This is a genomic window from Microcoleus sp. Pol12A5, from assembly GCF_036701435.1.
GTDB lineage: Bacteria > Cyanobacteriota > Cyanobacteriia > Cyanobacteriales > Microcoleaceae > Microcoleus.
Genome location: NZ_JAUBQU010000130.1, coordinates 1 through 16,177, shown reverse-complemented (window position 1 = coordinate 16,177; position 16,177 = coordinate 1). Strand labels below are relative to the sequence as shown.

Annotated in this window: 17 protein-coding genes; 13 read left to right on the top strand and 4 right to left on the bottom strand. The window is 46.1% G+C overall.

Annotated elements, in window-relative coordinates; translation table 11 throughout:
• Positions 1 to 199 precede the first annotated feature (199 nt).
• Together QUA45_RS24085 and QUA45_RS24080 are read right to left on the bottom strand one after the other, a co-directional pair.
• Positions 200 to 1,129, bottom strand: coding sequence for a S1 family peptidase (locus QUA45_RS24085; RefSeq protein ID WP_333099966.1), 930 nt, complete (start codon positions 1,127 to 1,129; stop codon positions 200 to 202).
• Positions 1,130 to 1,235: 106 nt separating this feature from the next.
• Positions 1,236 to 1,847, bottom strand: coding sequence for a thylakoid membrane photosystem I accumulation factor (locus QUA45_RS24080; protein ID WP_333222298.1), 612 nt, complete (start codon positions 1,845 to 1,847; stop codon positions 1,236 to 1,238).
• A gap of 321 nt (positions 1,848 to 2,168) precedes the next feature.
• On the opposite strand from QUA45_RS24080, the gene QUA45_RS24075 reads away from it, so the two are divergent.
• Positions 2,169 to 3,071, top strand: a complete 903-nt coding sequence (locus QUA45_RS24075; RefSeq protein WP_333099965.1) for an undecaprenyl-diphosphate phosphatase — start codon at positions 2,169 to 2,171, stop codon at positions 3,069 to 3,071.
• A gap of 34 nt (positions 3,072 to 3,105) precedes the next feature.
• On the opposite strand, the gene QUA45_RS24070 is transcribed toward QUA45_RS24075, so the two are convergent.
• The gene (locus tag QUA45_RS24070) at positions 3,106 to 3,429 is read right to left on the bottom strand and encodes a hypothetical protein (protein WP_333222297.1); all 324 of its coding nucleotides are present in this window, start codon (positions 3,427 to 3,429) and stop codon (positions 3,106 to 3,108) included.
• 224 nt (positions 3,430 to 3,653) lie between these two features.
• Here QUA45_RS24070 and QUA45_RS24065 point away from each other — a divergent pair, with 224 nt between their 5' ends.
• From QUA45_RS24065 to psbM, 10 genes are all read left to right on the top strand, one after another.
• Entirely contained in the window at positions 3,654 to 3,839 is a 186-nt protein-coding gene (locus tag QUA45_RS24065; protein ID WP_333099962.1) for a hypothetical protein, read from the top strand.
• A 21-nt stretch (positions 3,840 to 3,860) separates the two neighbouring features.
• A complete protein-coding gene (locus QUA45_RS24060) occupies positions 3,861 to 4,103 on the top strand; it encodes a hypothetical protein (RefSeq protein ID WP_333222296.1) in 243 nt (80 codons plus the stop codon).
• Positions 4,104 to 4,288: 185 nt separating this feature from the next.
• Positions 4,289 to 4,480: a hypothetical protein gene (locus QUA45_RS24055; protein ID WP_333222295.1), complete on the top strand. Its 192-nt coding sequence runs from the start codon at positions 4,289 to 4,291 to the stop codon at positions 4,478 to 4,480.
• An 86-nt stretch (positions 4,481 to 4,566) separates the two neighbouring features.
• A complete protein-coding gene (locus QUA45_RS24050; RefSeq protein WP_333099958.1) occupies positions 4,567 to 5,214 on the top strand; it encodes a GNAT family protein in 648 nt (215 codons plus the stop codon).
• 161 nt (positions 5,215 to 5,375) lie between these two features.
• A complete protein-coding gene (locus tag QUA45_RS24045; RefSeq protein ID WP_333222294.1) occupies positions 5,376 to 7,934 on the top strand; it encodes a sigma 54-interacting transcriptional regulator in 2,559 nt (852 codons plus the stop codon).
• A 222-nt stretch (positions 7,935 to 8,156) separates the two neighbouring features.
• Entirely contained in the window at positions 8,157 to 8,924 is a 768-nt protein-coding gene (locus QUA45_RS24040) for a methyltransferase domain-containing protein (protein ID WP_333099956.1), read from the top strand.
• A 72-nt stretch (positions 8,925 to 8,996) separates the two neighbouring features.
• Positions 8,997 to 10,382 carry a TIGR03279 family radical SAM protein gene (locus QUA45_RS24035; protein WP_333099955.1) on the top strand — a complete coding sequence of 462 codons (1,386 nt, stop codon included), beginning with the start codon at positions 8,997 to 8,999 and terminating at the stop codon, positions 10,380 to 10,382.
• Between the two features lie 141 nt (positions 10,383 to 10,523).
• The gene (locus tag QUA45_RS24030) at positions 10,524 to 12,419 is read left to right on the top strand and encodes a TolC family protein (protein WP_333222293.1); all 1,896 of its coding nucleotides are present in this window, start codon (positions 10,524 to 10,526) and stop codon (positions 12,417 to 12,419) included.
• Between the two features lie 118 nt (positions 12,420 to 12,537).
• Positions 12,538 to 12,834: a 2Fe-2S iron-sulfur cluster-binding protein gene (locus QUA45_RS24025; protein WP_333099952.1), complete on the top strand. Its 297-nt coding sequence runs from the start codon at positions 12,538 to 12,540 to the stop codon at positions 12,832 to 12,834.
• 295 nt (positions 12,835 to 13,129) lie between these two features.
• Positions 13,130 to 13,243 (top strand): photosystem II reaction center protein PsbM, encoded by a 114-nt coding sequence (gene psbM, locus QUA45_RS24020; protein ID WP_015177760.1) that lies wholly within the window; start codon positions 13,130 to 13,132, stop codon positions 13,241 to 13,243.
• A 121-nt stretch (positions 13,244 to 13,364) separates the two neighbouring features.
• On the opposite strand, the gene QUA45_RS24015 is transcribed toward psbM, so the two are convergent.
• Positions 13,365 to 14,216 (bottom strand): universal stress protein, encoded by an 852-nt coding sequence (locus tag QUA45_RS24015; RefSeq protein ID WP_333099951.1) that lies wholly within the window; start codon positions 14,214 to 14,216, stop codon positions 13,365 to 13,367.
• 141 nt (positions 14,217 to 14,357) lie between these two features.
• Here QUA45_RS24015 and QUA45_RS24010 point away from each other — a divergent pair, with 141 nt between their 5' ends.
• Complete coding sequence (locus tag QUA45_RS24010; RefSeq protein WP_333099950.1) at positions 14,358 to 14,858, top strand: thioesterase family protein; 501 nt, start codon at positions 14,358 to 14,360, stop codon at positions 14,856 to 14,858.
• A 142-nt stretch (positions 14,859 to 15,000) separates the two neighbouring features.
• Positions 15,001 to 16,062, top strand: a complete 1,062-nt coding sequence (locus tag QUA45_RS24005) for a DMT family transporter (RefSeq protein WP_333099949.1) — start codon at positions 15,001 to 15,003, stop codon at positions 16,060 to 16,062.
• Positions 16,063 to 16,177 lie beyond the last annotated feature (115 nt).

Below are 16,177 nucleotides of genomic sequence, written 5' to 3'. Positions count from 1 at the left end.
GCCGGAAAATGCCTAAATCCCTATTTAAGGCTTGAAACAGAAGCGGGATGGGAAGATCAACGATCGCGCTCAGAAAGCCGGTTGTTTTGCGAGCATACTTCCGAACCCCCACAAACAGCAAAAAACCCGCCTTCTTTGATTTTGATGCCTAGTCCTCTTAATATCCTCAAAACTCAGCCACAATTAACCCCAAACCCTATCAAGGATTTTTTGTCACCCGATCGATCCAACTTGCATAAAATGATACCCGCGTGTCGCCGGAAATTTCCCCAAAACTGCCATTATCGTCAATTTTATCAATATCGCTGATGTTTGTTTTGAAAAATCCTCGATCGCTATAACCCCAAGAACTAATCCCCGCAATCTTCCCGTCAACAAACGAAGGCCCGCCGGAATCTCCGCTAGCCGTAGCTATCTCATTTGTCCCCAAACCGCGATCGCGCAACCTCGGAAAATGCCTCCCCAAAGCATCATGTTCGCTAGTTCCCGCGTCAAAATCAAAGATTAATTGACTTCCCAAAACCAATTCCGACATATCTGATTCTGTAGCATCTTTCAAAACATCAATTAAAGCATCATAGCGATTCTGTCCGCTATATCTTTTCGCCTCAGAATTAGAATTTTCATCTTGTCCCTTTGCACCTAAACCTATATACCCGTATCCAACTTTTGTCAATACTTTACCCACTTCATTTTTGTTTCTATTTATCTCGTACTGTTCTATCCTTGGCGGCGCCATCCTTTTCAGCTTTAAAATAGCAATATCGTTGCCAACTTCCGATTCGTAACCAGTCCAGTCCGGATGGATATAATATTTGCTAACGGGGATGCTAACTTCACCCCTAGGCAATTTAAAAATTGCTTTAATTGCCGTTTCAGCAGGAACCTTAACTCCGCCTTCATTCAGACAGTGGGCCGCCGTGAGAACGTAAAACCCTCCTGTTAGCAGCGAACCAGTACAGGAAGCCGAATCGAGATAGGCGACGCCTGTATATTGATTTAAAGCTAAAGGTTTGCGGGAACTGCTGTCAGGAAAAGCGCTAATTATCGATCGCCCAACTCCGGCAGTTTCTAAAACTAAAAATACCGTCACAACCGCGATTAATAATATTTTGATTCCTGACTTCATTTTTGATAGTGAATTGGTTGGAGAGCTAATCGAGACCTGACTTGTTCAATAAGTCGGGTCTCGCGACTATTTCGTTTGTTAGAATTAGCTTACTTATTGCAACATTTTACTTCGATAATTCGACATTAAGTTCGTTGACAACGCGGCGTTTTAGCGGGATTGATTTTTCACGGGGCAGCAAATCAAATACTTTCCGAAAAGCATCATCCACCTGTTCAAAAGGTATTTGTCCTTTCTCATTAAAAACTACTTTTCCCGATTGGTCGAGGATGAGAGTTTGAGGTACGAAACCTTCGTAATAATGGCTCGGTTCGGTGAGTTCCGGTGACGGTTGGGGAGGCAAAGAGTCAACTGTTATCGGCATAAAATCGGCTTCGCGACCGTAAAATTCCTGAAGTTGAGAGACGACGATCGCATATTGCTTGGAGTCGCTGCTGTCGTCAGTGTAAAACACTAATAATACGGGTTTATGGCGTTTGAAAGAATCTGCAAGCTTGACTTTAGGAGGAACTAGGGAACCGTTACCGGCGTAGAGGGCATAAATAGTGCCGTCGAAGCGATCGTCTGTGAGAGTTGCGAAGGCTGGTGGCGTGCCGGTTAGCAGTATCAAGCTAAGTGCGATCGCCACTGTTAAAAGACAGGCTGACAAGATTCGCTTCAGCAAGCCCAGGCCAGAAGCAGGAGTAATAAGTGAATTTTTGTTCTCAGGAAATATCATAGGTTGTTGGCAGTTGCTGTAAGGAAAGCGAAATCAAATGCAAAAACTTTCCTAATTGTATCAGCAACTGTATGCAAATGTTCCTGAGTAGGTTAACGTAGTTTCGGATAGAGTATGATAATTTGCTTGTTGTAGCGCTCGACACGGTGATTCTACTGATCCAAGAAAACTATTTGCGATCGGCTTTTCAGGAGTGGGCTGAAAGTGTCTGCGCCACAATAAAATTTATTTGTTGCACGCTGAGCTTCTAGCTTCTGAGAATGATGCAAGATGTTAAATCCAATTGATAATTAGAAACTGACAACTGGGAACTTATCACTAATGATAGCTTTGCTTGATACACTCCTCGCCCAAACGCCCGCTGCTGATGTTTCCGGACCCGCTCAAATCAATCTGTTGCAAGCGATTGTTTTAGGAATTGTACAAGGATTAACCGAGTTTTTGCCCATCAGCAGCACCGCTCATTTAAAGGTAGTGCCGATCGCCCTAGGATGGGGCGATCCGGGGGTTGCTTATACTGCTGTCATTCAGTTGGGCAGCATTGTGGCAGTGCTTTGGTATTTCTGGAAAGACTTGACAACTATAACTTTGGGTGCTGTAGATGCCGTGATGCAGCGGGACTACAAATCCCAAGAGTTTCAAATAGCCCTGGGAATTGTTTTGGGAACAATACCCATACTCTTTTTTGGGCTGCTAATCAAGGCATTGCTTCCAGATTTCGATCACTCGCCGCTCAGGAGTTTGGCCAGCATCGCCATTGCTTCGATCGTCATGTCGCTGCTGTTAGCAATAGCAGAAAAAACTGGCAAGCGCAATCGCACTTATGAAAAGTTAACTGTCTTAGACGGCATTTTTATGGGATTAGCTCAAGCAATAGCTTTGATTCCGGGGTGTTCGCGATCGGGTTCCACTCTCACAGCAGGATTGTTCATGGGATTGGAAAGATCCGCCGCCGCGCGATTTTCTTTTTTATTGGGAATTCCCGCAATTACTCTGGCTGGATTAGTGGAATTGAAGGGTGCTTTAGGAGAAGGAATCAGCGATGCTGGAGTTGCAGCTTTGATAGTGGGAACAATTTCGGCATTTGTGTTTTCTTATTTGTCGATCGCGTGGCTGCTCAAGTTCCTGCAAACTCAAAACACCTGGGTGTTTGTGTGGTATCGGCTGGCATTTGGTGTGGCCATTTTAACAGCGATCGCAGGTGGGGGGCTGAGAAATATCTAAAACACGACTAACTTGAACCTAATTATCGCCCTTCTCAAGGGCAGTGAAGTATGTCCGGTAATGGGTAATCGGTAATAAGTAAGAAAGCAATCGCTCGCCCTAGCACCTTACTCACACTTTTTTGCCCTATATATGCCCTCAGATCTGCCACTTGAGAAGCATGAGAGTTTAAGGCTTTGACAAAGGGATATTCGGCTTTCAAAGCTGTATTGTGACGATACATATCTTTTAGTTCCACACCTCGGTTGCCCATCCAAAAACGGACACATTTGTGGCGGACAAACTGAGCGGTTTTAATCGCTTCGTCTGCAGCGTATAGAGTTGTTTTTGCCTTAGCCTTAAACTCTAAAACTATCATTGACGTGGAAAAAAATTACCAGAAAGAATTGGTTTAAAGCCTCTCCGCGATCGGGAGAAATTAAAATAAAACTATTCATTACTCCAATCCTCTTCCTTCCAGGTACAGGTCGCTATCAACTGTCAACTGTCAACGGAAGTAATTATTGTAGTATAGAAAAGCCGTCAAGCTAAGAATGGGGCTTGTATGCTATTAATTTCGGTAACGCTAAAAGGAGAGTGGCTGTGAAAAAAGTAGCAGTATTTGGCAACGCTGGAGGCGGTAAATCAACTCTCAGCAAGAGATTATCGGACATCACTGGGTTGCCGCTTTACGTCTTGGACAAGATTAAATATCGATCGGGCGGCGTTGAGGTGTCACAGGAAGACTACAAGCACGCCCATCAGGAAATTTTGCAGACTGACAGATAGATTATTGACGGGTTTGGCTGCATGGAAACCGTCTGGCTGCGACTTGATGAGGCGGATACTCTGGTTTATGTAGATCTACCGCTATACGTGCATTTCTGGTTGATGACTAAACGAATGATCTCGGGTTACTTTAATTCGCCCGAAGGCTGGCCAGAAAATAGTCCAATATTCAAGGGTTCGACGATCGGTTACTGCGTGCTTTGGTTGTCTCACAAATATTTGACTCCAATGATATCGCGAATATATCGATCGGGCGCGAAGTAGCAAAAGTGTTGCTCACATCAGATATACTGAACAGATTTCGCAATTTTTTGAGTATATTGAAAATGAGACCAAAATTAAAGATGGTGAACTGATATAATCAACTTAATGACTCAGTTACGGTTCACCTTAATACGATTAATTTATGGAAGCCACACTAGAAGCTAAGTTGTGATGCGGATCGAGAGATGGCTGCAACTACCCGCCAAGCTGTACAGGAAAAAATTGCCAGCGATCGCACGTTAATATTTGCCTATCATTTTGGGTATCCGACATTTCCGCGCGCGATAGGGGTGGATTTGAGTGGCAACCTGTCTACTGGCAGTTTGAAAGTTAATTCTACTTGCGGAAGTCATGCAAAGGTTATCTGCAGCTACTAACCTTTGCCGTTAGACAGTTTCATTGTAATCTATAATCGAGCAGTAAATTCTTGCTAAGAAATGCTGTAGATCGACGATAAAAAATTATGCAGCAACAGAATTGGCAACCACCAGAATATATCCAACTCAAGGGTCAATTTGTCACGCTGAAGCCCCTCGTTGCAACAAGAGATGTAGGTGAACTCTATTCGATCTCGCATGGCACTCCTGAAAAGCAAGCTGTGTGGAATTATCTGTTCTACGGTCCGTTTGAAAGTCCCTCTGCCATGCAATACTGGATGGAAAGAGAAATGATTGGTAAGTCCGATCCTTTGACTTGGACAGTCTTTGAAAACTCCAGTAATACTCAAGTGGGAATTGTCGCATTACTAGCGATCGTCCCCAATCACAGTCGAGCAGAAATCGGTCATGTGTGGTTTAGCCCTGCTGTACATAAAAGTAAAGTTAATACAGAGTCACAGTTTTTATTACTTCAGCATCTTTTTGACGGCCATTCATACCGTAGAGTTGAGTGGAAATGCGATGCACTTAATCATGCTAGCCGAACTACGGCCGCCAGAATGGGATTTCTCTATGAAGGGCGTTTCCGACAACATATGATTGTTCGTGGCAGAAATAGGGATACTGATTGGTTTGCAATGACAGACAAGGAGTGGGGACGCTGTAAAGTGAATTTTGAAAAGTGGCTTTACTCAAACGACAAACTCTCGTTGATGGAACTCAACAATGGCTGAAGTTAACTTAGAATTATGATGAGGAGTTCTGGCACTATAATATATAGCAGTTTTCAGCTATTGGTACAAAGAAACCGGGTTTGTGGAGTGTGCTTCATAAACTTGGAATCTGTTATATGCTACACCCACTATCACGATTCGGCTTTCGCCGACGCTAAGCGATGTCTACCGAAACATTAGTTAACTGGCTCGAAGAGAGGACGGAATTAGGCATATTATCCCGCGAGATTTTACAGGCGATCGCGGGTGAAATGGAAATGGCAACTTTTCCCGCCGGATTTCGAGTGGTAATTGAAGATACGCCTGTCACTAATCTCTATATTTTAGAACGGGGACAAGCCGATCGCTACCGCCGCAAACAACCGGGATTAATGTGGGCCAGTAGTTTGTTGCCGGGGGCGATCGTGAATTTATCTGCCCTCCAGCGATCGCAACCTGCAGATAGTCGAATTATAACTCGGACAGAATGTCAATTTTGGGTAATTAGTGCCGATCGCTGGCGTGGTTTGCTAGAAAGATATCCACGGATCGCCGAAGCCTACGCTCAACGTTTGGCGGCGAAATTAGAGCAGCTAGAAGCAGAAATTGCCTACGAACGAGAGCGTCAAAATGCCCTCCGCAGCTATCTAGTACCTAGGGCGAGACGGGGAGTTATTGGCAATAGTCGTTATGCAGTGAAACTGCGCCAACAAATTCGCACGGCATCGAGTGACAGCCGATCGGTATTAATCTCTGGCGAACCTGGTTTAGAAAAGGATAATTTAGCTGCTTTAATTCATTTCGGTTCCCATCGCCGCAACGAGCCAATTATTCAGATTAAAAGTGCTTTACTTCAGAGCAATGGAGCGGAATTATTCGGGCGGTTGGGCGGCAAACCGGGGCTGTTGGAATGGTTGGGAGAAGGGACGTTAATTTTAAATGACGTGCAAGAATTACCCGCTCAATTATGCCCCCAAATTCAGCAATTGTTAACCGAGGGAACCTATACGCCAGTTGTCAAGGAAGGACAAATACCGCGACCACCGCGTTTTAGTAAGGCCCGGATAATTTTAATCTCAGAAATTGTGCAGCCCAAGCTAGATAAGCTGACACAACACAAGATTAAAGTTCCATCATTGCGGGTGCGAAAATCAGATTTAGAAGCACAGGTTAACTATTATCTCAACCTCATTTGTCGCAAAAAGAAATTAGTCAAGCCCCAAGTTACACCGGAAGCAATTCGCCGCTTACAAGCCTACGATTTTCCAGGGAATTTGCAGGAATTGCAGGGAATGGTCGAGCGCGCTTTAGTTCAAGCACAGGGGAGTCAGGTATTAACGGAAGAAGTGTTTTGGGCCCAGGCAGCAAAGAAACAAAAGTTTCGGCTGAATTTATTAAATATTTATCCCAGATTTCGGCAATTTTTACGGAGCGATTGGTATCCCGATCGCGTGAATTATTGGTTTACCACCTGGGTGTTTGCATTGGTGGTAATTATCCTGTTTGTTGCTCCCCAAGATCGACAACATAATTTTGCGCTAAATATCTTTTGGGCGTGGTGGTGGCCGTTAATTTTATTATTATTCCCCATCATCGGGCGATTGTGGTGTGCTTTTTGCCCTTTTATGATTTATGGGGAAATCGTCCAAAAACTATCTCTTAAAATTTTTCCTCGAACTCTCAATAAATGGCCGCGCCAACAAGCCGAAAAATGGGGCGGTTGGTTTCTCTTTGGACTATTTACCCTAATATTTCTGTGGGAAGAGTTGTGGGATTTAGAAAATACGGCTTATTTGTCCAGTTGTTTGTTGTTGCTCATCACCGCCGGAGCGGTAATTTTTTCCCTAATCTTCGAGAGGCGATTTTGGTGTCGTTACTTATGCCCGATTGGGGGAATGAATGGATTATTTGCTAAACTCTCAATTATCGAACTGCGCGCCCAACAAGGAACCTGCGCGGCGGAATGCAGCACCTACCAATGTTACAAAGGCGGCCCCGGCTTGGGGGAAGGACTAACTACTAATGGCTGTCCGATTTATTCCCATCCCGCCCAATTAACCGATAATAAAGATTGCGTATTGTGCATGACTTGCTTAAAAGCCTGTCCGCATCGATCGGTAGAATTAAATCTGCGCCCTCCCGGCATCGAATTATGGACTACCCACGTTCCTCACAGTTATGAAGTTGCCCTGTTATTTCTATTATTAGGCGGTATTTATCTGCATCGCTTGCCGGAGATAAATGATTTATTAGGGCTAGGCATTAATTTAGACCAGTTTTTACCTCATTTAGGACTCTCGATCGCAGTGTTAATTATCCCGCCGATGATTCCCCTAATTGCCTACGCAATCATGCAGGCAATTTATCGATTGGGACAAGCAGAAACCATGCCATTTACAATCTACAAACCCCTCTCATTTGTCTCTCTCGCCTACGGTTATTTACCCTTAGTCTGGGGCGGTAGTTTGGCTCACTATTGGCGATTGGGTTTGCAGGAAGGCGGTCGAGTGATTCCCGTAACTTTTGCCACTTTCGGACAAATTAGAGACGATTTACCCAGTTTTATCGGCGATCCAGCGGTGATTAGCTTCTTGCAAGGTTTAACTTTGATTGTATCATTATTAGTCACAATATTTGTGACTCAAAAAATTGCCAAGCGCTCGATTAAATCTTTGATTCCACAGCATTTAGCGAGTTTGTGCCTGATGGTGAGTTTGTGGTATGCGATCGTAGGAACCTGAGAGGGAGTATGCGCGATACATTACTTTGAGTTTTAATTTTTTACTTACTGGCTCTGACCAATTTAAGAGCAGGCTTCTTGCTGACAGGTACAGCAAAACACCATTAAAAAAGTGCCAGAGGAAATGAGTCCCTGGTGAAAACAAAGGCCAAATTGCCCGATCGCCAAATTCAGCCTAGACAAGTTAAACTGTAAACATTCTCCGCTAGCCACATCCTAAATTATGACCGCACATCAGGAATCCATCATCGACCAGTTCACTCGTCAAGCAATTCCATTCTCTAAATTGTACGCTCACACAAATCAAGAGTCTCTGTACCTGCTGAGAGAAATGGCGAGTGTATCTGACAAAGACACTGTTCTAGATGTTGCTTGCGGTTCAGGTATTGTTAGCTGTGCTTTTGCGGAAGTTGCCAGTCACGTTACGGGTATTGATATCACACCAGCGATGCTCGAACAAGCCCAGATTCTGGCGCAACAGAAAAACTTGATTAATCTGTCCTGGCAACAAGGAGATATTGAAACACTACCATTTCCCGATGCTACTTTTTCTATTGTTCTGAGTCGTTACGCTTTCCATCATTTTTTGCAGCCAGATGTTGTTCTATCAGAGATGGTTCGCGTATGTCGTCCAGGTGGTCGAATCCTGATTGCTGATGTTGCTTTGCCAGCGGATAAAGTGAATGCTTATGACCGGATTGAGAAGTTGCGCGATCCCTCTCATACTCGCGCCTTGACTCTGGAAGAGTTTCCAAAACTAGTCGCAGATGCCAATCTTCAAAATGTTAAATTGGCTTTTTACAAGGTAGAACTTGGGCTAGAACAACAGTTAGCTGCTTCTTTTCCCAACCCCGGCGATGACCAGAAAATTAGAGAAATTTTTAGAGAGGATATTGGTGTTGACAGTCTCGGAATTGGCGCGCATTTCCAAGGCGAGGAGATTTATTATGCGGTTCCAATCGCTGTCATCGTTGGCGATAAAATAGCCTAAGTTTTATAAACTCAAAACAAGTGTAACAGAGTCCCATAAATAACAAAAACTAATAACAAATAACTAATAAATATGAGCGATTTATCAACCAGACCCGCCCTAATCACCAAAGTCATCCCCGACAGCATCTGCGCTGAAATGGGATTTGAACCAGGAGACTCAATCGTCGCCGTCAACGGTCAAAAACCCCGCGATTTAATTGACTATCAATTTCTGTGCGCCGATGAATTTCTAGAATTAGAAGTATTAGACAGTAAAGGCAAAACCCATAAGTTAGAAATAGAAAAAGATTATGACGAAGACTTGGGAGTGGAATTTGAAACCGCCCTATTTGATGGACTAATTCAGTGCAACAATCGCTGCCCTTTTTGCTTTATCGACCAACAGCCTCCGGGGAAGCGGGAAACTCTGTATCTTAAAGATGATGACTACCGCCTCAGCTTCCTTTACGGTAGCTATCTCACTCTGACAAATCTGACTCAAAAAGAGTGGGACAGAATCGAACAAATGCGGCTTTCTCCTCTCTATGTTTCCGTGCACGCTACGGAACCGGAAGTGCGAATTAGGCTGTTAAAAAATCTCCGCGCTGGGAAGATTCTCGAACAAATCAAATGGTTTCAAGAACGCCGCTTGCAAATTCACGCTCAAGTAGTTGTTTGTCCCGGTATTAATGATGGCGAACATTTAGAACGCACTTTGTTAGATTTGGCAAAGTTTCATACCGGAAATATTCCTGCTGTAGCATCGGTGGCTGTCGTGCCAGTGGGTTTAACTCGCTTTCGCCCTCCAGAAGATGAATTAATCGCAGTAACTGCGGAAAAAGCGCGAGAAGTAATCGAACAAGTACAGAAAATTCAAGTGCTTTTGAGTCAAGGAAAAGGTGGCGGAAAACCTAAAAAGCATAATTCAAAATCGCGGTGCATTTGGCTGGCTGACGAGTGGTTTTTAATAGCTGGTTTAGATTTGCCGTCGGCTGCAGATTACGAAGATTATCCACAAATCGGTAACGGTGTCGGTTCTATCCGCCAGTTTATCCAGCAGTTTGAAACGGCTTTTGAGAAGCTACAACCGATGCAAGTCGAGCCTGCGCGAAAGTTAGTTTGGGTGGTGGGGAATGCTGTCGAAAAAGCTTTTGAGCCGATCGTACAACAACTAAACCAAATTCCCGGCTTGTCCGTCAACATGGCAGCACTGTGCAGCCACTACTGGGGACAAACTATCACTGTTACGGGTTTGCTCACCGGGCAAGATTTACTCGAAGCTTTGCAGGGGCGAGACTTGGGAGATGGTATCCTGCTGCCGTCGGTGATGCTAAAACAGGGGGAACCGCGTTTTCTAGACGACATGACCCTAGAACAGCTCGCCAGCTCGCTGAAAACCCGGATTTTGCCGGTGAGCGGAGTAGAGGAACTAATCTCGGCGGCGATCGGTCTGGCAAATGCTGAAGTTAAATTCTAAATTTTGAATCGAACATTCAAAAGTTAAGATGAGTATGGTAATTGTGACTTGTAACCGTCGAGTTCAGGCTACAGACTAGAAACTTGAGACCTCAATCTTCCTCTAAAATTGTCTCTAGGATTGCAGAGTAATTAAAAAATTATGCGTGTTTTTCGTCAAATCATCGTAGTCGGAGTAGGCGCTGCAATTACTTTCAGCAACGCCGCACAGAGTGCTTCAGCACAGCCTCCGGCTCAATCTCAGGACAGTTTGGCCCTTAGCAATCAGCTCGAATTAGGGCAGAATGTTCGATCGACCTCGAACACAGCGGCAGAATCAGCATCAGAGGCCGAAGAGTCGATCGCCCTTAACCCTCAAACCTCAAAGTCTCAGCAGCCAGGGGGAGCCAAGATCGCATCAACTCCCCCAACCGGGCCCGAGCAAGCATCAAAGCCTCAACAGGCTGCTCAGGCTTCCCCATCTACTCTGTCTCAGGGCGGTTCGACACTTCTAAGAGGGTTGGAACCGAAAGACGCTCAGCAGCCTTCTCCGAACCCTCCCAACAATATTCCTGTGCCCAATTCCCCGGTACCTATTCTCCGGGGCACTCCCAACGAAAGTTTCCCCCCTGTGCCTCCGAGGGGCATCCTAGACACCAAGCCTCCGGCTTCCCTGGAACCCAACCCTAATCCACTGCTGTTTCCGACAAGCCCGGAGGATGTCAGGATCGAGCAAACTGAGTCAATTACCTTGCAGCAGGCGATCGACCTCGCCCGCCGCAACAGCCAAGTTTTGCAAATCGCCGGACAGCAAGTGGAACAAAGCAGAGCAGCTTTGCGCGAACAGCAAGCTGCTCTTTATCCAGACCTGAATTTTCAAATGGACGCCAGCCGTTCTGTGAGTGCCGGCGGAGAACTCGGAATCCGGGCTGGGCAGCGTCGCCTCAACGCTCTGGCTAACCGAACCGGGCAGCCCGCCGAGCAAGCCGGCACAAATTTCGGCAGCAACAGTCTTAATAGCACTTTGCAGTTGAGCTATGACGTAGATTTGTTCGGAAGACGGCGCGCTAACATCCGCGCTGCAGAGGAACAGTTGCGCCTTCGGGAACTGGATGTGGAACGCCAAGCCGAGGAACTCCGCTTTGACACTGCTGAGGCTTACTACAACTTGCAAAACGCGGACGGGCAAGTTGCCATCCGCCAAGCTTCGGTGAGAAATGCCCAGCAAAGTTTGCGGGATGCCGAAGCCCTGGAACGGGCAGGGGTCGGAACCCGGTTTGCTGTGTTGCAGGCTCAGGCAAATTTGGCTAACGAAGTGCAACAACTGTCAGTAGCCCGTCGCGATCAGCGAGTTGCCCAGCGGCGTCTGGCTGAAATTTTGAATGTCAGCCAGTCGGCGAACTTGACAGCGGCGGACCCGGTAGAGCAAGCGGGGTCTTGGAGGCTGTCTTTGGAAGAGAGTATCGTGCAGGCTTTTAAGAATCGCCCCGAGTTGGAACAGCAGTTGGTGCAGAGGGATATCAGCAAGCAGCAGAGGCGATCGATTCAGGCGGGGCGTTTGCCTCAACTGAGTGTTGGGGGTAGTTACAACGTGCTGGGACAAGACCCTGATAACCCCGATCCGTATACTGCTCGCGGCTGGGCCGATGGTTATTCGATCCGGGCGAGTCTGACTTGGAGTATCTTCGACGGGGGCGCGGCGAACGCGAGGGTGAGACAGCGGGATGCTGATATTACGATCGCCGAAAGTCGATTTGACCAACTCCGCAACCAAGTGCGCCGGGAAGTGGAACAAGCTTATTTTGGCTTGGAATCGAGTTTTGAGAATATCGAAACTTCAGAGGCAGGGGTTTTGCAGTCGAGGGAAGCTCTGCGTTTGGCCAGACTGCGCTTTCAAGCTGGTGTGGGTACTCAGACGGATGTGATTCAGGCGGAAACTGATTTGACTAGGGCTGAGAGAAACCGATTGTCGGCCATTGTCACCTATAACCTGGGTCTTTCGTCTCTCCAGCGCGCTGTGAGCAATCTTCCGACTAATAACCTTTCGGATGCTCCTTGAGATTGAGTTGGGGCGAGCTTTAATTACCAGATCAATTGGACATCCTGTATTAAACGTCCGACACATTAGTTAATATTTTGTAATAGAGTTCCATGTCAACTGCGTTAAGGGATCGGCAATGGCCAATATCAAGTTTGTGAAGGAAAATCAGGAAGTCATCGCAGCAGACGGAGCCAATTTGAGGCTCAAAGCTCTAGAAAACCGCATCGATTTGTACACATTTTCGGGAAAGATGATGAATTGCGGGGGCTACGGTCAATGCGGCACCTGCATTGTGGAAATTGTAGAGGGCAGTGAAAATCTGTCGCCCCGCACTGACTTTGAGAACCGCAAGCTCAAGAAAAAGCCCGAAAACTATCGGTTGGCTTGTCAAGCTACGGTTAATGGCGAGGTCAGCGTCAAGACTAAACCGTGACTTCAGAGGGCAGAAGGCTAGAGATGCTAGAGATAGAGAAGGAAAGAAAAATGCAGAATGCAATAATTTTGTTTTTTTTTCCTATTTCACTGTATAATCACGCATTTTGCCGATCTAGGAAAAGAAACTTGGTTTCTAGGACAAATAAGAGATTGGGCAGCAAGGCATCCAGCCAGAAAGAGGGTTTCGACGCTTGTCGGTAAGCTCTTCTTCTGTCTTCGAGTTTGCCTTTTGCCTTTGAGTGATATCCTAGTTGTGTGTGTTTTTCTATTTTCCGATAGAGGCGAGCGTCTTCATGGAAGTTAACGATTTAGGGTTTGTGGCAACCATTCTGTTTGTATTGGTTCCCAGTGTTTTTCTAATCATTCTGTACATTCAAACAGCTAGCCGTCAAGGTAGAAAAGATTAGCAACTGCTGCTATTTCTGTCAGGCGCAAGCTGCTTGCAAAAAAAAGCGCCAACAGCTTTTTGCTGAGGCGCTTTTTTTGTTAACTGTTGAGTTTTAGCTGCTAACTCTTAACAATAAGATCCTAGCCGACTGTGCGGGCTAGCAAGACCGGACAGTTGGCATAAACTCGCACGTAGTCTGATAGCGAATTTCCTAGGAGTCGATCGATATCCACAAAGTTTTTGGCAACGCTGGGTCGCCGATCCGGGGAACCGATTACCAACAAGTCGGCATTCAAGTCGTCTGCAATCCGACAAATTTCTTCCCCTGGCTTGCCTGTAGCACTCACGCAGCGGTAGCTAACTCCCATTTGTTTGGTTAGCGCTACTGCCGGAGCTAATACAGGGTCTTTTTCAGCACTTGCTGTTAAATCTTCGCTGGTTTTTCCCGTCAAATCTTTGGTGACGTGTACTAAAATTATCTCTCCGCCGCTGACTTCTTTGACCAAAGATAGCGCAAGCTGCAATGACTGTTTGGCAGCTTCTGATTTGTCTACCGCTACCATGACGCGCTTGATTTTTTTGACGTAAATGTCGTCTTTGACTAACAGCATCGGTCGGGATGTTAGCTGGAAAACGTACTGGCTTACTGAGTTTTCCAAAATCGATTGCAGCCGTCCGAGTCCCCGGGAACCCATAATTACTAAGTCGGATTGTTCTTCTTCTGCGACTTGGCAAACGGTGGTTTTCGGGTCTCCCTGTTTGAGCCGCGGGTTGACTTTGCTGGGATCTATTTTCAAAGACTGGACTGCTTGTGCTAAAATCTTGCCTCCTTCTTCCAACTTCTCGGCCATGCCATCGGAGGTTACTTGCGGCGGCACGACGTGCAAGACGGTGACAGAGGTTTGTTGCAAGGAAGGGATGTCCATCAACATATTAAACATCTCTTCGCACAAGCCGCGACCGGCTACGGCTACTAAAATTTTTTCTATCATGGTTTTGGCGGTAAAAACAGTTGAGTTTTCTTGTGCGACGTTAAACTAGGGCGTTGGTACTCTAGTTTCTTACTGTCAAGCATAAGCCTGAAGTTTGTCTTATGATTTGTAGAAATGTAGCGTTTTGGAACGATTTGTAAAGTGTTAGAGAACGATCGAACTCAACCAGAACTCGCACCAGCTGGTGCTATTCAAAATCGGCGCGGGATTGACTCTGAGGGCTGGTTTGAATACTTGGTGCGAGTGTATCCTCACCATACTGACTACAGCGGTGTGGTTTGGCACGGCACTTATATTGCTTGGATGGAGGAAGCTAGGGTGGAAAGTTTGCGCTCTCTCGGCATCGAGTATGCAGACTGGGTGGCGCAGGGTTTGGAATTGCCCGTGGTGGAACTTTCGCTGCGCTACCACCGGGCTGTACAAATGGGTCAATCTGTAGCAGTCAGAACGCGGATCGCTGCTACCGAGGGTGTGCGGCTGCTTTGGGATTACGAAATTCGATCGGCTGATACTCAGGAGTTATATGTGACAGCACAGGTAACTTTGGTTGGTGTCGATCGCGACAAGAACAAGATTATCCGGCAATTGCCACCGGCACTAAAAGAGGCTTTGACAAGGCTTTCTGTTAAACCTTCAACCTAAGCTGCTGTTAACTATAAAAAATAGTTAGTGCAGCCCTAGTAAGTAGAGTGCGTGACTTTTGAGTCACTCCATTCGTCGCCCAAATTTTATTTGGTCACGCACCCTACACAACTGCCTTCTGCCTTCATGGGAACTTTTAATAATGTCAAAAAAACTGGGATTGCCAGAGCCAAATATTGAACTTCAGCGCAATATTTTGGAAAAAACAGAGTTAAACTCTGCCTTAACAACTGAAGACAAAACTCTTGTTTCTGGAAAGCCAGACAGTTTAAAGAACGGTGAATTAGCTGAGAGTCAAGGGAAAATTTGGGCGATCGCATCGCTGTCGGCGGCGCTGCTAGCGGTGTCGCTGGCTGCGATTTTTATTAGGTTGAGCGAACGGGAAATCAGCCCGAATGCTACTGTTTTTAACCGTTTGTGGATAGCAACTGTAGTATTTGGGGTGTGGAATGCTGCGGGTGCTGCGCGTCGCCGAATGTCTGGGGCACAAGTTGAAGAGCGATCGAACTACACTCTGCAGGATGTGATGCTGTTAACAGCGGTAGGCGTGGTTTCTTCTGCTTCTGTGGGTTTCTGGGCCTGGTCACTGAGTCAGACTAATGTCGCTAATTCTACTGTACTGCGAAACTTAACTCCTTTATTTACTACTTTGGGGGGATGGCTGCTGTTGGGGCGGCGCTTTGACAGCCGATTTTTGGTGGGACTGGCGGTGGCGTTGTCCGGCGCAATTGCGATCGGCATGGACGATTTGCAAACTGCGGGAGACAATCTTGCCGGCGACATTGCTGCTCTTTTATCGGCGATGTTTTATGCAGGAAATCTGCTCATTTCAGAACATTTGCGAACCAAGTTTCCGGCAACAACTATATTGATGTGGCGATGTTTCATTGGCAGTATATTGTTTTTGCCACTCGTTGTGCTTGCGGGCGATCGAGTTTTCCCTTATTCTTGGCAGGGATGGCTGACTGTAATTGCTTTGGCGGTGATTTGCCAAGCTTTCGGTCAGGGACTGCTTATCCACAGTCTAGGTCGTTTGTCCTCGGAATTTGTAGCTTTTTTCCTGCTGCTAGAACCCGTAATTACGGCTATTATGGCTTGGGTGCTGTTTTCGGAAAGTTTGAGCTTGTTTAATTGGTTTGCTTTTTCTGTGGTTTTGGCTGGAATATATTTGGGAAAATCTAGCAGTTCGGTCGCTAAAAAATGAAACAAAAAGGAAAAATACTTAAATGATTCCAAGATCGATTAGCCGGAATCGCTGGCATTATGACTTTACTTTGCTGCCTCAATATTTGGAGGTACTCTTTGCTAAATTGCGGATT